The sequence below is a fragment of the Allobosea sp. FW305-C-101 genome, assembly GCF_058783685.1.
On sequence record NZ_JBYSYT010000005.1, the window covers coordinates 150,022 to 165,325 of the forward strand.

The 15,304-nt window shown below is 66.6% G+C and carries 13 protein-coding genes; 8 read left to right on the forward strand and 5 right to left on the reverse strand.

Features of this window, described 5'->3' with window-relative positions; genetic code table 11:
- The first annotated feature begins 118 nt into the window (after positions 1-118).
- Positions 119-964 carry an AAA family ATPase gene (locus tag AC3WMA_RS20765; RefSeq protein ID WP_492287244.1) on the forward strand — a complete coding sequence of 282 codons (846 nt, stop codon included), beginning with the start codon at positions 119-121 and terminating at the stop codon, positions 962-964.
- Between the two features lie 4 nt (positions 965-968).
- On the opposite strand, the gene AC3WMA_RS20770 is transcribed toward AC3WMA_RS20765, so the two are convergent.
- Complete coding sequence (locus tag AC3WMA_RS20770) at positions 969-2,222, reverse strand: ABA4-like family protein (protein WP_492287245.1); 1,254 nt, start codon at positions 2,220-2,222, stop codon at positions 969-971.
- A gap of 103 nt (positions 2,223-2,325) precedes the next feature.
- Here AC3WMA_RS20770 and AC3WMA_RS20775 point away from each other — a divergent pair, with 103 nt between their 5' ends.
- The 7 genes from AC3WMA_RS20775 (at position 2,326) to AC3WMA_RS20805 (ending at position 11,225) form a co-directional block, all read left to right on the forward strand.
- Entirely contained in the window at positions 2,326-3,024 is a 699-nt protein-coding gene (locus AC3WMA_RS20775; RefSeq protein ID WP_492287246.1) for a TetR/AcrR family transcriptional regulator, read from the forward strand.
- A 9-nt stretch (positions 3,025-3,033) separates the two neighbouring features.
- Positions 3,034-3,561: a SixA phosphatase family protein gene (locus AC3WMA_RS20780; protein WP_492287247.1), complete on the forward strand. Its 528-nt coding sequence runs from the start codon at positions 3,034-3,036 to the stop codon at positions 3,559-3,561.
- Between the two features lie 157 nt (positions 3,562-3,718).
- Positions 3,719-5,164 (forward strand): YcjX family GTP-binding protein, encoded by a 1,446-nt coding sequence (locus tag AC3WMA_RS20785; RefSeq protein ID WP_492287248.1) that lies wholly within the window; start codon positions 3,719-3,721, stop codon positions 5,162-5,164.
- Positions 5,165-5,177: 13 nt separating this feature from the next.
- A complete protein-coding gene (locus tag AC3WMA_RS20790) occupies positions 5,178-6,191 on the forward strand; it encodes a YcjF family protein (protein ID WP_492287249.1) in 1,014 nt (337 codons plus the stop codon).
- Between the two features lie 177 nt (positions 6,192-6,368).
- Positions 6,369-7,769: a flagellar hook protein FlgE gene (locus tag AC3WMA_RS20795; protein WP_492287250.1), complete on the forward strand. Its 1,401-nt coding sequence runs from the start codon at positions 6,369-6,371 to the stop codon at positions 7,767-7,769.
- 59 nt (positions 7,770-7,828) lie between these two features.
- Positions 7,829-9,700 (forward strand): flagellar hook-associated protein FlgK, encoded by a 1,872-nt coding sequence (gene flgK / locus AC3WMA_RS20800; RefSeq protein WP_492287251.1) that lies wholly within the window; start codon positions 7,829-7,831, stop codon positions 9,698-9,700.
- Positions 9,701-9,707: 7 nt separating this feature from the next.
- Positions 9,708-11,225, forward strand: coding sequence for a flagellin (locus tag AC3WMA_RS20805; protein WP_492287252.1), 1,518 nt, complete (start codon positions 9,708-9,710; stop codon positions 11,223-11,225).
- A gap of 88 nt (positions 11,226-11,313) precedes the next feature.
- Here the strand turns inward: AC3WMA_RS20805 and flaF are convergent, their stop codons facing one another.
- From flaF to AC3WMA_RS20825, 4 genes are all read right to left on the reverse strand, one after another.
- Positions 11,314-11,685, reverse strand: coding sequence for a flagellar biosynthesis regulator FlaF (flaF, locus tag AC3WMA_RS20810; protein ID WP_492287253.1), 372 nt, complete (start codon positions 11,683-11,685; stop codon positions 11,314-11,316).
- Positions 11,669-12,061, reverse strand: coding sequence for a flagellar biosynthesis repressor FlbT (gene flbT, locus AC3WMA_RS20815; protein WP_336811500.1), 393 nt, complete (start codon positions 12,059-12,061; stop codon positions 11,669-11,671). The genes flaF and flbT overlap by 17 nt, the downstream gene beginning before the upstream one ends.
- Positions 12,062-12,110: 49 nt before the next feature.
- Complete coding sequence (locus AC3WMA_RS20820) at positions 12,111-13,502, reverse strand: flagellin N-terminal helical domain-containing protein (protein ID WP_492287254.1); 1,392 nt, start codon at positions 13,500-13,502, stop codon at positions 12,111-12,113.
- 201 nt (positions 13,503-13,703) lie between these two features.
- Complete coding sequence (locus tag AC3WMA_RS20825) at positions 13,704-15,089, reverse strand: flagellin N-terminal helical domain-containing protein (RefSeq protein WP_492287255.1); 1,386 nt, start codon at positions 15,087-15,089, stop codon at positions 13,704-13,706.
- Between the last annotated feature and the right edge of the window lie 215 nt (positions 15,090-15,304).

Sequence of the window (15,304 nt, forward strand, 5' to 3'; positions counted from 1 at the left end):
ATTCGCCTTGCGGCGCGAGCCTTTAGGCGCGGGCGCTCAGGTGCCCGGGCGAAAAATCCGGTTTCCGCGTGCGATGCGAATGGGATAGCGTCCGGCCTTTCGTTCAGAAGGACCGTCCATGCGCTTTGCCGGCACTGAAAACTACGTCGCGACCGAGGATCTCACCGTCGCCGTCAATGCCGCGATCCGGCTGGAGCGGCCGCTGCTGGTGAAGGGCGAGCCCGGAACGGGCAAGACGGTGCTGGCCGAGGAGGTCGCGGCGGCGCTCGGCGCGCCATTGATCACCTGGCACATCAAGTCGACGACCAAGGCGCAGCAGGGCCTCTACGAATACGATGCGGTGAGCCGCCTGCGGGACAGCCAGCTCGGCGATCCCCGCGTCTCCGAGATCGGCCACTACATCAAGCGCGGCAAGCTCTGGGAGGCCTTCGTCGCGCCGGTCAGGCCGGTGCTGCTGATCGACGAGATCGACAAGGCCGATATCGAGTTCCCGAACGACCTGCTGCTCGAGCTGGATCGCATGGAGTTCCATGTCTACGAGACCGGCGAGACGATCAAGGCGGCGCAGCGGCCGGTGATGATCATCACCTCTAACAACGAGAAGGAACTGCCGGACGCGTTCCTGCGCCGCTGCTTCTTCCACTATATCCGCTTCCCCGATGCCGAGACGATGCAGGCGATCGTCGAGGTGCATTTCCCCGGCATCAAGAAGCGCCTGATGGAAGAGGCGCTGCGGCTGTTCTTCGAGGTGCGCGAGGTTCCGGGCATCAAGAAGAAGCCCTCGACCTCGGAGCTGCTCGACTGGCTGAAGCTCCTCGTCGCCGAGGATATCGGGCCGGAGGTGCTGCGCGAGCGCGATCCGCGCAAGCTGATCCCGCCGCTGCATGGGGCGCTGCTCAAGAACGAGCAGGATGTCTCGCTGTTCGAGAAGCTCGCCTTCATGGCCCGGCGCGAGAGCCGGTGAGGCTTCAGCCCATTCCCAGCAGCGGCCGGGCATTGAGCGCCGCGACCAGCGCTGTCGCGGTTACGCCGGCATAGACCAGGGCGAAGGCATCGACCGCGCGCGGCGCGGCCGCCCTGCCGAGGAAGGAAGCGACCAGCGCGAAGGCCGGCACGATCTGCATCGCGTGCAGCGCCAGGAAATGGGCGAGGCGCAGATCGCCCGCGGTCAATGACCAGCCGAAGAAGGGCACGACGGACGAGGACGGCGCCGGCGTGCCGACCGTGTGACCACCGGCTTCGCTCAGGATGGCGCCGGAGAGGATGCCGAGGATGCATGTCAGGGCGAGGCCGAGCACCAGCGAGCGGCGCAGCACCGGCGGCATCGGCGCGGCATCGCTGCGGGCGAGGCCATAGGCCAGCACGCCGCTCGCGGCCGTGAAGAGCACGGCGGCGGCGCCCATCGCGGCATAGAGGATCGTCGCCGTCAGGCCGTCCTGGTTGTAGTGGGAGGCTTCGCCGCGCGAGGCGCGCCAGGCGATATAGACGAGTTCGAAGAACAGCAGCCCGATCACCGGCCAGACAGTAAAGCGGCCGAGCCGAGAGCGCTGGAACGTCTCGCTGGTCAACGGCAGCAGCACTGCGAAAGACAAGAGGTAGACCGCGATCGAGAGCTCGAATTTCAGTGGCTTGAGCCAGACATTGTCACCGTTGAACACGCGCGGATCGACGGCATGGGCGAGGAGCGTCGGAATGACGAGCAGCAGGGTGGCGATGCCGGCCGCCGTCAGCCGCGGCTCCCATTCCAGTGCCCGGAACGGCGCCGGCAGCCGGGCCAGAAGGCGTGGAATGCGGTCTTCCGATGCGATGTCGCGGCTGGCGGCGATCAGGCGATAGAGCAGATAGCCGGCCGGGCCGAACAGGAAGGTGAGGGCGAGAACCGGGATCATCACCCAATGCGGCAGGCCTTCGCGCTGCGACTGGCCGAGCAGCCAGCTGCCGATCAGCAGGTCGAAGGCGAGAAAATGGACCCAGCCTGCCAGCAGCAGTGGTCGCGAGGCGAAGAGGGATGCGACAGCGTCGAGCGAGGAGAATCCGCCGGCCGCGCCATGCCAGAACACGGCTATCAGGACGAAATAGCCGAGCGAGAGAAGCGTGGGGATGACGAGGCCGGCGATGATCCGGCCGAGGCGCCAGCGCGGCAGGCAGATCAGGAGGAGCCAGCCGCCGATCGCGAGCTGGCCGGCAGCCGAGAACGCAGCGTCCGACGTCAAAGGCGGCATGACATCCTCCAAACTTGACAGTGTTCAGTTGCGCGTCGGTTCTGACTCGCTATCTTGACGCCGTCAAGATTATTTTGACGCTGTTAAGATCAAGGAGGCCGCGATGGCCGAGGCTCCGGCGCGGGCCGTGCGCGGGCACTATCACCATGGCGCCTTGCGGGAGGCGATGATCGCCGCCGCCGAAGAGGTGCTGGCGGAACGTGGGCTCGGCGGCTTCACCTTGCGCGAATGCGCCCGTCGGGCTGGGGTCTCACCGGCGGCGCCCGCTCATCACTTCGGCAACCTGACCGGGCTGCTCACCGCGATCGCGACGCTGGGCTTCATCGATCTCGGAACGGCGATGGAAGCGGCCGTCGCTGCCGCGCATGAGCAGGGGCGTAGCCGGCTCGCCGCCATCGCTCGCGCCTATGTCGAGACGGCGTTGGCCAATCCCGGCCGCTTCCGCGTGGTCTTCGGACAGCGCGGCATCGACCGGGAGGATGTCGGCTGCCAGATCGCCTCGGGCCGCGCCTTCGGCATCCTGCTGCGAGAGGTGCGATTGGCCACTGGCCGGCCACCATTGGCTGCCCTGGACCAGAAGCCGCCGGCGGATGTGCTCGATCTCGATCTGCCGGAGGTCTTGCTGGCTTGGTCCACCGTTCACGGCTTCTCGACCCTGCTGATCGATGGGGCGCTGGATTTCCTGAACCACAAGGGCAGCCGTGAGGTCTTTGTCGACGCGTATGCGGCCCGGCTGTTCGCTCTGCTGGCTTCGGCACTTGGCGCGACGCAGGGGCTCGTAAAAGCCGACGCCCGCGATTAGGTTCTGCTCATGCGACGCCTCATGCTTCTGCGCCACGCCAAGTCCCACTGGCCCACGGGTGTGGCCGACCGCGACCGACCGCTCGCGGCACGCGGGCGCGAGGCCGCCCCGGTGATGGGGCGCTATCTCGCCGATGAATTGCTGCTGCCCGATCTCGTCCTGGTCTCGCCGGCCAAGCGCACGGTCGAGACCTGGGACATGGTCGCGCCGATGTTGCCCGAACGACCACCGGTCCAGTTCGAGCCGCAAATCTACGAGGCCAAGACCGAGCGATTGCTGGATGTCGTGCAGGAGGTCGAGGGCGATGTCCGCACGCTCCTGCTGATCGGGCACAATCCCGGCTTCGAGGAGCTGGCGCATCTGCTGATCGGCCATGGCGATCGTTATGCCTCGGCGCGGATGAGCCAGAAATACCCGACCTGCGGGCTCGCCGTGATCGATTTCGCGGTCGAGCATTGGTACGCGATCGCGGCACGCGAGGGGCGCCTCGACCGGTTTATTACGCCGGGGTCGCTGGGCGAGGGCCCCGACGAATGAGGAAGCGCCCGGTGCTTCTACTGAGACGGCCGTCCAACGCGACCGTCTGCGCTTCCGGTGCTCACGGACCAATGTCCGCTCCGCGCCGGTTCTCGACGGCCACGCTGGACGGCTCATCTCAGCGAAGCCTCGGGCACTTCCTTCGCGCTCCGGCCTTATGAGCGACCCCTCTTATCTCGACAGCGCCCGCAATGCGGCTCTCGCCTTCGGCGACAGCCTGCTCGGGCTTGCCCGCCCACGCCTGCGGATCGGCGTCACCGGGCTGTCGCGCTCGGGCAAGACGGTCTTCACCACCGCGCTGATCCAGAACCTGATCGAAGGCGCGAAGCTGCCGGTGCTGAAGACTTCGTCCGAGGGGCGGATCGCCCGCGTCAGACTGGTGCCGCAGCCGGACCCGGACGTGCCGCGCTTTCCCTATGAAGCGCATCGCGCCGCCATGAACGGGCTGGACCGACGCTGGCCGGAATCGACGCGGCGCATTTCCGAGCTCAGGATCGAGATCGATTACGAGCGCGCCGCCGGCTGGTTCAAGGGGCCGGCGACGCTGACGCTCGATATCGTCGATTATCCCGGCGAATGGCTGCTGGACCTCGCTTTGATCGGGCAGGACTACAAGGCCTGGTCGGCGCAGGCCGTTGCCGATGCGCGCAAGGCGCATCGGCGCGAGGCTGCTGCGGAGTGGTTGGCTGACCTGCCGGGGCGCGATCCCGAGGGCGCGCCGGACGAGCTCGCGGCGGAGGCTGCGAGCGACATGTTCAAGGGCTATCTCGCGCGCCTGCGGGCCGATCCCGAGGCGGTCGCGGTGACGCCGCCCGGGCGCTTCCTGATGCCGGGCGATCTCGAGGGATCGCCGGCCCTGACCTTCGCGCCGCTCGATCTCGGCCATGACCGGGACGTGCGGCCGGGCACGCTCGCCGCGCTGATGGCGGAGCGCTTCGAGGCCTATAAGCGCGTCGTGGTGACGCCGTTCTTCCGCGACCATTTCGCAAGGCTGGACCGGCAGATCGTGCTGGTCGACGTGCTCGCCGCGCTCGACGCCGGGGCGCCGGCATTGGCCGATCTCGAAACCGCCTTGGGGCAGGCGCTCACGGCCTTCTCGGTCGGGCGCAATTCCTGGCTCACGAGCCTGTTCGCGCCGCGGATCGAGCGCGTGCTCTTCGCCGCGACCAAGGCCGACCATATCCACCATGCGAGCCATGACCGGCTGGCGGCGGTGATGTCGCATCTGGTCGGGCGGGCGTTGTCGCGGGCGCAAGGCGCGGGCGCGCGGGTCGAGGCGATGGCGCTGGCCGCCGTCCGGGCGACGCATGAGGTGCGGATCAAGGAAGGCCGCGAGGAGCTGCCGGCCATCGCCGGCGTGCCGGAGGCGGGTGAGACCATCGACGGGCAGGTCTTCGATGGCATCGCGGAAGCGGCCATCTTCCCCGGTGAGTTGCCGGAGCGGCCCGAGGCGATCTTCGATCCCAAGGCGCATTGGCAGGTCAGGGCGCCGCGCTTCCGGCCGCCTCTGGTCGCGCCGGATGCGGGCGGGCGGCTCAAGTCGCCGCCGCAGATCCGCCTCGACCGTGCGCTGGAATTCCTGATCGGCGACAAGCTGTCATGAACGGGGTTTCGCGATGAGCAAGGCACCGCGCGCGATCCGCCTCGATAACCCGCAGCCGGGCGAGCCGGTCGGTGAAGCCCCGCTGCGGCAAGGCGATCTCGCGATCCTGCCGGAGAGCGAGCCGATCGATGCCGAAGCGCCTGTCGCGCCCGTGAAAGCCAGGCGCGGTCTTTCCTGGGGCTCGCTGTTCGTGGCGGGGCTGTCCGGCTTCCTGGCGCTGGCGGCCGGCGTCTGGGTCGAGAACACCATCCGTTCGCTGATGAGCCAGAACCCGGCGCTGGGCTATGCCGCGCTGGTCTGCGCGGCGATCGCGACGCTGGCGCTGCTGGTCATGCTGGCGCGGGTGCTGCGCGACATCCTGCGGGAGCGCAAGGTCGAGGCTTTGCGCGAGCGCGCTGTCGCGGCGCTGGTTGGCGGCACGCCCGACGAGGGTCGCGCGATCGCGGGCGAACTCGTCGCGCTCTACAAGGGGCGGGCACAGACGGCGCAGGGCCGTGCCACCCTGCAGGAGGCGCTGCCGCAGCTCTTCGCGGCGCGCGACATGCTGACGGTGGCGGAGCGCAGCCTGCTCGCGCCGCTCGATGCGCTGGCCACTGCCCAGATCGCGCAGGCGGCGCGGCGTGTCTCGCTGGTGACGGCGGTCAGCCCGCGCGCATTGGTCGATGTCGTCTTCGTGCTGGTCGCCTGCGCGCGATTGCTGCGCTCGATCGCCGGCATCTATGCCGGGCGGCCCGGCACGCTCGGTCTGCTCCGACTGGCGCGGCAGGTCATGAACCACCTTGTCCTGACGGGCGGCATTGCTGCGGGCGATGCCGTGATCCAGCAGATGGTGGGGCAGGGGCTCGCAGCCCGGCTTTCGGCCAAGCTCGGCGAGGGCGTGATCAACGGCATGCTGACGGCCAGGATCGGGCTTGCCGCGCTCGCGGTCTGCCGGCCGCTGCCCTTCGTCGAGGCGAATGCGCCGACATTGTCCGATGTCGCGGGCGACCTCGGCGGCTGGCGAAACGGCCGGGATGACGAGGCCTGAACCCGGCAGAATCTGCCGGCAAAGGGCGATTCTGCCCGGCTCGGACTGCCGCTAAACCTTTCGTAAACGATCCAACTCCTTGAAATCGCGTGAAGCTGTGCGTGGCACGCGCCGTGCAGAACCTTGCCACGAGTTGTGGGCCGCCCTTGGGGGGCTGCCGGTCGAGGTGAGGGTTCCATGGGTGTTTTCAGTGCGCTGACCACGGCGGTTTCGGGAATGACGGCGCAGTCCTATGCGCTCGAGAACATCTCCGGAAACATCGCCAACTCGCGGACGGCGGGCTACAAGCGGGTCGACACGGCCTTTGCCGATCTCGTGCCGGATGCGGCGCTGCGGCGGCAGGTCGCCGGTTCGGTGCAGGCCTTCAGCCAGGCGACGAACTCGATCCAGGGCGACCTCAACCCGACCCGCATCGACACCAATATCGCGATCAACGGCGACGGCTTCTTCGTGGTCGACCAGCGCGCGAGCGGTGTCGGCGCCAACACCCAGTTCGCCAATTCGAACCTCTTTACGCGGCGCGGCGATTTCGATTTCGACGCCAACGGCTATCTGGTCAACGGTGCGGGCTACTATCTCAAGGGCCTGAAGATCGACCAGGTGACCGGCCAGCTGATCGGCACGCAGCCGGAAGTGCTGCGCATCACCAAGGAGCAGTTCCCGGCCAAGGCGACCACCTCGATCGAGTATCGCGCCAATATCCCGGCCGTGCCGGCCACGACCCAGAAGTCGCAAGGCGGCAGCGAATTCCTCAACCCTGCCGCGGTCACGGCCGCGGGTACGGCGCCGAACCCCTATGCCGGCAATGCCGCGGTGATGGGCAACAATATCAGCAGTTTCCTGGCGACCTCGATCCCCGGCGGTTCGGTCACCGTCTACGACACGCTCGGCAAGGCCACCAGCGTCGAGATGCGCTGGGGTAAGATCGACAACGGCAACCCGGCCGCGGTGCCGCCGACGACGGGCACCTGGGGCCTGTTCGTGGCGCAGGACACCAGCGCGACGGGCGCCGGCCAGGTCGCCTATGTTCAGACCGGGCAGAACGTCACCTTCGGCACCACCGGCCAGATGGTGAGCCCGGCGAGCGGCGACATCGCGCTGCCGACCATGACGATCAACGGCACCACCATCACCGGCATCAACCTGACGACCGGCGGCAATGGCGTGACCCAGAACGGCGACGTCAGCGGCCAGATCGACGCGCGCAGCATCCGCCAGGACGGCTACACGGCCGGCACGCTCGACCGCGTCACGGTTTCGGCCGAGGGCCAGGTGATCGGCACCTTCAGCAACGGCCAGGTCGTGGCGCTCGCGCAGGTCTCGGTCGCCCGCTTCAACGCCGACAACTCGCTGAAGCGCCTCGATGGCGGCGCCTTCGAGGAGACGATCGAATCCGGCCCGCCGATCATCGGTCTCGGCACCTCGCAGATGGTCGGCGGCAGCGTCGAGCAGTCGAACACCGATATCGCCGACGAATTCTCGAAGATGATCGTTACCCAGCAGGCCTACTCGGCCAACACCAAGGTCATCACCACCGCGCAGGAGATGTTGAGCGCGGTGTTCAACATCATCCGCTGAACGACGCGTCTGCCTAAGCGGCGGCCCAGGAGGGCCGCCTCTCGCAACAGGAGTTGACGATGGGCCTGAGCACTTCCCTCAACACGGCGATCGGCGGCCTCAACGCCGCCCAGGTCGGCATCGGCGTCGTTTCGCAGAACGTCGCCAATGCGGGGACGACGGGCTATGTCCGGCGCACGGTCTCGACCAACGACAGCCTGACCGGGCTGACCATCGGCGTGCAGAGCACGCAGGTCCAGCGCCTGCTCGACAAGATCGTCCAGCACCAGCTCTGGCAGGAATCCTCCGGCGCCGCCTATACGTCGAAGCGGGCGGAATCGCTGTCGAACCTCGACAAGCTTTATGGCGCGCCCGGCAGCTCGACCGCGCTGGACACGATCTTCAACAAGTTCACCGGGGCGCTGCAGTCGCTCCAGAACGACCCGTCGTCCTACAGCCTGCGCTCGCAGGTGCTGGACAATGCGACGCAGCTCGCGCGCCAGCTCAACACACTCTCCAGTGGCGTGCAGGCACTGCGCAGCCAGGCCGAGAGCGGGCTCGCCAATGCGGTGACCAAGGTCAACGACCTGCTCGGCGCGCTCGCCAAGGTCAACACGCGCATCGTCGGCAGTCCGAACGACAGTGCGACGGCGGGCCTCAAGGACCAGCGCGACCTGATCCTGTCCGAACTGTCGCAGTATGTCGACATCAAGACGATGGAGGATGCGCGCGGCTCGGTCTCGATCGTGACCGGCTCGGGGACGCAGCTCTTCGACGGGACCGCGGCCGTCACCTTCAAGTTCGACGAGCATGCGGGCTTAGGCGCCGACAACCAGTGGAACATCGACCCGGCCAAGCGCGGCGTCGGCACGATCAAGATCGTCGATGCCTCCGGCAACGCCTCGGATGCCATCGCCAACCGGATTTTCCGCTCCGGCGAGATCGCGGCCAATATAGAACTGCGCGACAAGACGCTGGTCCAGGCCCAGGCGCAGCTCGACGAGATCGCGGCGCAGATGTCGAAGGCGCTCTCGGACCGCGAGATCGCCGGCACGCCGGCTACGGCAGGCGCGGCCACCGGTTTCGATGTCGACCTTGCCGGTCTGCAATCCGGCAATTCCGTCACGCTCGACTACAAGGTCACGCCCGGCGGGCAGACCCAGCGCTTCACGTTCGTGCGCGTCGATTCCGCGGCGTCGCTGCCCCTGCCGGCCTCGGCCAGCGGCGATGCCAATAACCGCGTCGTCGGGATCGATTTCTCGGGCGGCCCTGCTTCCGTCGCGGCGCAGATCCAGGCCGCCGTCGGCACGGGCTTCACCGTGTCCAACACGGGCTCGACGCTGCGCATCGTCGATGACGGTGCGGCCGGCACGCGCGATGTCATCGGGCTGACGTCGCGGCCGACGAACTCGGTGCTCGCCTCGGCGGGCGGTGCGGTCGAATTGCCGTTCTTCGTCGACGGTCCGTCCGGCAACGCCTTCACCGGTTCCTTCGACGGGGGATCCCAGACCACGGGCTTTTCCGCCCGGATCACGGTCAATCCGGCGCTGATCGCCGATCGCTCGCTGCTGGTCGCCTACAACACCTCGCCGGCGACGGCACAGGGCGACGCGACCCGGCCCAAGCTGATGCTGGAGCGGCTGACGCAGAGCCAGCGTGCGTTCACCAACGCGTCCGGGCTCGATGGCAACACGGCGAGCTCGAGCACGACCATCTCGAATTTCGTCCAGCGGGTGGTCTCCTCGCAGGGGCAGGCCGTCGAGGCCGCCAAGCGGCTCGACGAGGGCCAGCAGGTGGCGCTCGCCTCGGTCCAGAGCCGTTTCCAGCAGATGGCCCAGGTCAATGTCGACCAGGAAATGTCGATGCTGATCGAACTCCAGACCGCCTATGCCGCCAATGCCCGCGTCATCTCCACAATGAAGGAGATGATGGACGTGCTGATGAGAGTGTGAGGCCGCGATGACCATCACCAGCTACGGCACCGGCGCCTATCGTACGGCCAAGCCCAATGAATACGTCTCTACCCGGGCCCAGTTCGACGACCTGCAGCGCCAGCTCGACACCAAGCAGCGCAGCACCAGCTATGGCGATCTCGGCATCGACCGGCGCGTCAGCCTCGATTTGAACGGCAAGGTCGCGCAACTCGATTCCTGGCTGAGTGGCATCGAATTGAGCAATGTGAACCTCAAGCTGCAGACCGCCTCGGTCGAGAACTTCACCAAGCTCACCAACGAGACGCGCAACGACACGCGCTCCAACAGCTATGTGCCGAGCGCCGGCGGGCGCTCCTCGCCGCAGGTTCTGGCCGAGGAGAAGTTCAAGCAGACGCTCGATCTGCTGAACATCGCGGTCAACGGGCGCTACCTGTTCTCCGGCAAGACCTCCGACACGCAGCCGACCGCCGGCTTCAGCGAGATCGTCAATGGCGACGGCGCCGGCAAGGCCGGCCTGAAGCAGTTGATCGACGAGCGCCGGCAGGCCGATTTCGGCTCCGGCCAGGGCAGATTGACCGTGGGCGGCGCCGGCACCACCGCGACGATCTCCGAAGAAGCGACGGTCCATCCGTACGGCTTCAAGATCGCGGGCGTCGTGGGCAGCTCCGCCGCACTCGGGACGACGTTCAATCCCGGCCCGCCGGCCGATGTTTCCGTGAACGTCACGACGCAGCCCGCGGCCGGCGATACCGTGCGTCTCATGCTCAACCTGCCGGATGGGACGCAGGAAGAGGTCGTGCTGACCGCGCGCGCCGCCGGTACCACCGGCTCGGATACCAACAGCTTCGAGATCGGCGTCGACGCCAATGCGACGGCTGCCAATCTGCGCACCGCGATCGGCGCTGCGCTCGGCCAGGAGGCGAAGACGACGCTCTCGGCGGCCTCCTCGCAAGTTGCAGCGCAGGATTTCTTCGCCGGCAGCCTGAACAACCCGCCGAAGCGGGTTCCGGGACCTCCCTTCGCCAGCGCGACCCTGCCGCCGACCAATGCCGGCGCGGCTGCGACAACCGTGATCTGGTATCGTGGCGACGACGGGGCGGACCCGGCCCGCAACACCGCGACGGTCCAGGTCGACCAGGGCCAGACGGTCGGCACCGGCGCAAGGGCGAACGAGGAGGCCTTCCGCATCGGCCTCGCGCAGTTCGCCATCATGTCGGTCGAGAATTTTCCGGCGGCCGATGCGAACTCGCAGGCGCGCTACGAGGCGATGACGGCGCGGGTCAGCGAGAAGCTCGGCTTCGGCGGCAGCACCCAGAAGCCGGCCGAGATCATCACCGAGCTGGGTTCGGCCCAGTCGGCGCTGTCGAACGCGAAGACGCGCCACCAGAGCACCAAGGACTACCTGACCACGACGCTGGCCGGGATCGAGAACGTGACGACCGAGGAGGTCGCGACGCAGATCCTGTCGCTGCAGACGCAGTTGCAGGCGAGCTATCAGGTGACCTCGATGCTCTCGAAGCTGTCGCTGACGAACTACCTCTGAGCGCTCCCGGAGCGCTGCTCTTCACGAACGAAAACGCCGCCCGTAAGGGCGGCGTTTTCGTTCGTCCGGCGATGTCGTTGCTGCGGGCTCAGCGCCCGCGCAGGCCGGCGGCGATGTCGCGGTTGATGTTGACCAGGATGCCGAGCGCTTGCGGCTGCGGATCGGCCGAGATCTTGAAGGTCTGGTTGAAAATGAAATTGGCGAGGCCGAGGATATTGGTCTTGATGCCGACCGGGAGCGGATTGTCCTCGGCGATGACGGCGGAGACCAGCAGGGTCCAGAGGCGGCGGTTATAGGTCAGTGCCTCGTCCAGCTCGCGCTCGCGCAGGTTCCAGTCGTCGGCGACGGCCTGGAGCCGCGTGGCGGCCTTGATCAGGAGGGAGGCTTCGAGTTCGCGAGGCGAAACGACGGATTGGGCAGTCTTGGCCGCGGCAGCGTAGGCGTTAAACCCGTTTTGCATTCTCGATCAGTTCCGCTTCATAGACGATCAGCTTTCTGGCCGCCTTGAGAGCTTTATAGAGGTCGTCGCTTAAGATGCGGTTATTGATCTCGTGAACATGCGGCAGAGCGCTTGGCGCCGCATTGATGAATTCGCGCACGAGCTGGAAATAGGTCTCGTGCTCATGCGTCGGGTCCTGCGCCAGATACATGAGCTGGATCGCGAGATAGATCTTCTTCGCCGGAGTGTCGGCGGTCGCGGCGGTCAGGATGTCCTTCTCGCGCAGGATGGGCGCGTCGCCCTCGATGAAGAAGCGGGTGCGCTGCTCGTCGTTGCGGATCACCACCTGGCCGATGATGATGCGTTCGCGCGGCTTGAGCTCGACCTTGAGAGCCATGTCGGTCCTGCCTTCTGGCTGGAGGGGAGGGCGGGCGGCGTCCTCGGCGTCAGCCGAAGAGCCGGAGCACGCCCTGGTCGGCCTGGTTCGCCAGCGACAGCGCGGTCTGCGAGAGCTGCTGGCGGGTGTTGAGGGCGAGCAGGCTCGCGCCTTCCTCGTTCGGATCGGCCAGCACCAGGTTGCCGGCGCCGGTGGTCAGGACGTTGGCCAGTTCCTTGGTGAAGTCCTGGCGGGTCTGGGCAACCGAGAGGTTCGAGCCCAGCGTCGAGGCCAGCGACTTCAGCGAGGTCAGCGCGCCAGTGAGGGAGGCGGTGGCCTTGTCGAGATCGGCGTCGTTCTGGAAGTTGATGAAGCCGGTGAGCTGCGTGTTGACCGCCTTCGGGATGCCGAGATTGTCCGAGGTCAGGTTCGAGCCCTGGATGTCCAGCTTGGTCTGGTTCTTGCCAGTCTTCTCGTTGAACTGGATGGTCAGGCGATCGCCGGCCAGCAGGTTGATGCCGTTATAGCTCGAATCCTTGGCGAGATCGTCGATCTTGTTGCGGAGATCGTTGAACTGGTCGATCAGGTTCGAACGCACCGCCGAGGTGATGCTGGAGCCTGTGATCGTGGTGCCGGCCGCGGTGTTGTCGGTGAGCGCGAAGCCGAAATCGGTGTTGTCGCTGGTCACACCCGTGGCCGTGGTGCCAGCGGTCGTCCCCGCGGCCGTGATTTCAGCCGCGGTCGGCGCGCCCGGCGCAGCCGGGGTGAAGGTCGCGGTGCCGATACCGAACTCGACCTTCTCGGAGCCGGCGCCCTTGATGTTGAGCTGGCCCTTCTCGTCGATGAAGGCGGTGGCGATGCCCGACTTGTTGATCTCGTTGACGACGTCGCGGACGGTCGCGTTCGTGCTGAGGAAGTTCGCGGTATAGGTCGTCGAGCCCGACTTCAGGTAGATTGAGGTCACGGCCTCGTCACCGGCAGCCAGCGCAGGGCCGCCGACATTGCCGGAATAGGTCGCGGTGGCGGCATTGGCGCCGCCGGCATTGTCGTCGACGACGCGCTTGTCGAGGGCGATGTCCTTCAAGCTCTTCGAGGTCACGGCCGCTTCGGTCGCGGTTGCGAGGGCCGTGCCGGCCTTGGTCGGGCGATTCTGGGCCGCGTCGGCCTGCGCCTGCTTGATCGTCGACTGGAGCGAGTTCACCAGCTTGGTGATGCCGTCGATGCCCTTGGAGGCCGTCTGGATGGTCTGGATGCCGTTCGAGATGCCGTCGAGCAGGCCGGTCAGCTGGCTGGAACGATCGTTCAGCGAGAGCGCGGTGAAGTAGTTCACCGGGTTGTCGATGGCGGAATTGACCTTCTTGCCGGTGGCGAGGCGGTTCTGGATCACGCTCTGCTGGGCAGTGGTCTGCTGCAGCGTCAGCAGGTTGTTGCGAACGCCATTGGAAAGGATCGTGCTGGCCATCTTCGGTCCCCTGAACGCGCGATTCCGGCGCGATGCAACCTGATTTCAGGGGGGATCATCACTTGTTAGGGATAATAAAAGGTTAATTGCGCCGGCAATCTCGTTACCGCGCCAAAACGAAAAGCGGCGGAGCGTGATGCTCCGCCGCCTTTTGACTTCGCCCCGCGTTCTGCGGGCTGATCCGCTTCTGCGGACCGAAGATCAGAACAGGCGCAGGACCGCCTGCTCGCTCTGGTTCGAGAGCGTCAGAGCCGTCTGCGAGAGCTGCTGACGGGTCTGCAGCGCGAGCAGGTTGGCGGCTTCCGTGTTGGCGTCGACGTTCACCAGATTGGCGGCGCCGGTGCTCAGCGTGTCGGCCAGGTCCTTAGTGAAGTCCTGGCGGGTCTGGGCGACCGACAGGTTCGCGCCGAAGGTCGAGGACAGCGACTTCAGCGAGGTCAAGGCACCGGTGAGGGCCTTGGTCGCGGATTCGAGGTCGGCGTCGTTCTGGAAGTTGACTTGGCCGGTCAGCTGGGTGTTACCGGCCTTGACGATGCCGAGGTTGTCGGAGGTAACGTCCGAGCCCTGGATGTCAAGCTTGGTCTGGTTCTTGCCGGTCTTCTCGTTGAACTGGATCGAGAGACGGTCGCCCTTCAGCAGGTTGATGCCGTTGAAGCTCGAGTCCTTCGCCAGATCGTCGATCTTGCTGCGGATGTCGTTGTACTGATCGATCAGGTTCGAACGCACCGCCGAGGTGATGCCGGAGGACGTGATCGTCGTCGTGCCCGCGGCGTTGTCGCCGAGAGCGAAGCCGAGGGCGACGTTCTCCGAAGCCGCGCTTTGGGCATCGGTGACAGCCAGAACGCCGGCTGCGTCGAACTCAGCCTGCGTGGGCGCGCCGGCGGCCGCAGGAGTGAACGTCGCCTGGCCGAAGCCGAATTCAACCTTCTCGGAGCCCGTGCCCTTGATGTTGAGCTGGCCCTTTTCGTCGACGAAAGCCGTGGCCACGCCCGACTTGTTGATCTCGTTGACGACATCGCGAACGGTCGCGTTGGCGGCATTGAACGAAGCCGTGTAGGTCGTCGAACCCGACTTCACCGAGATGGCGAGCGCTTGGGAGTCGCCGACGGCGGGGGCGGTGACGCCGAGATTGCCCGAATAGGTCGCCGTCGCGGTGTTGGCCGTGCCGGCGTTATCGTCGACGATCTTCTTGTCGAGTGCGATATCCTTCAGGCTCTTCGAGGTAAGAGCAGCTTCCGTCGCCGTGGCGAGAGTCGTACCGGCCTTGGTCGGGCGGTTCTGCGCCGCGTCCGTCTGGGCCTGCTTGAGGGTCGACTGCAGCGAGTTCACCAGCTTGGTGATGCCGTCGATGCCCTTGGAGGCGGTCTGGATGGTCTGGATGCCGTTCGAGATGCCGTCCAGCAGGCCCGTGAGCTGGTTGGAGCGATCGTTCAGCGAAGCGGCGGTGAAGTAGTTGACGGGGTTATCGACCGCGCTGTTGACCTTCTTGCCGGTTGCGAGCTTGAACTGGGAAGCCTGAGCCTGGGCGGCGGTCGACTGGAGCGACGAGAGAGCGGCGCGAACGCCCGAGGAGATGGAGACGGCCATTTGTGTTTACCTTCTGGTATGGAGCCTTCTGGCGCCCCGGCCGTTCTGGCCAGGACGGGCCGACCCTGCTGGCCCAGCCCGTAACAACAGGTAAATTTCAGCCGGCGAATTGAGCGGGATCGGCGCCTTGTCGGGGCATGGTTAAGCAGGCTCTAACGGCGGGCGGCCGCGCAGGCCCCAAACGCAAACCGCCCGCGCGCGGAGGCGGGCGGTTC

What these genes read in the sequence shown, in the direction of transcription:
- AC3WMA_RS20765 (WP_492287244.1), top strand. Translation starts at nt 119, where the DNA reads ATGCGCTTTGCCGGCACTGAAAACTACGTCGCGACCGAGGATCTCACC.
- AC3WMA_RS20770 (WP_492287245.1), bottom strand. Translation starts at nt 2,222, where the DNA reads ATGCCGCCTTTGACGTCGGACGCTGCGTTCTCGGCTGCCGGCCAGCTC.
- AC3WMA_RS20775 (WP_492287246.1), top strand. Translation starts at nt 2,326, where the DNA reads ATGGCCGAGGCTCCGGCGCGGGCCGTGCGCGGGCACTATCACCATGGC.
- AC3WMA_RS20780 (WP_492287247.1), top strand. Translation starts at nt 3,034, where the DNA reads ATGCGACGCCTCATGCTTCTGCGCCACGCCAAGTCCCACTGGCCCACG.
- AC3WMA_RS20785 (WP_492287248.1), top strand. Translation starts at nt 3,719, where the DNA reads ATGAGCGACCCCTCTTATCTCGACAGCGCCCGCAATGCGGCTCTCGCC.
- AC3WMA_RS20790 (WP_492287249.1), top strand. Translation starts at nt 5,178, where the DNA reads ATGAGCAAGGCACCGCGCGCGATCCGCCTCGATAACCCGCAGCCGGGC.
- AC3WMA_RS20795 (WP_492287250.1), top strand. Translation starts at nt 6,369, where the DNA reads ATGGGTGTTTTCAGTGCGCTGACCACGGCGGTTTCGGGAATGACGGCG.
- flgK (WP_492287251.1), top strand. Translation starts at nt 7,829, where the DNA reads ATGGGCCTGAGCACTTCCCTCAACACGGCGATCGGCGGCCTCAACGCC.
- AC3WMA_RS20805 (WP_492287252.1), top strand. Translation starts at nt 9,708, where the DNA reads ATGACCATCACCAGCTACGGCACCGGCGCCTATCGTACGGCCAAGCCC.
- flaF (WP_492287253.1), bottom strand. Translation starts at nt 11,685, where the DNA reads ATGCAAAACGGGTTTAACGCCTACGCTGCCGCGGCCAAGACTGCCCAA.
- flbT (WP_336811500.1), bottom strand. Translation starts at nt 12,061, where the DNA reads ATGGCTCTCAAGGTCGAGCTCAAGCCGCGCGAACGCATCATCATCGGC.
- AC3WMA_RS20820 (WP_492287254.1), bottom strand. Translation starts at nt 13,502, where the DNA reads ATGGCCAGCACGATCCTTTCCAATGGCGTTCGCAACAACCTGCTGACG.
- AC3WMA_RS20825 (WP_492287255.1), bottom strand. Translation starts at nt 15,089, where the DNA reads ATGGCCGTCTCCATCTCCTCGGGCGTTCGCGCCGCTCTCTCGTCGCTC.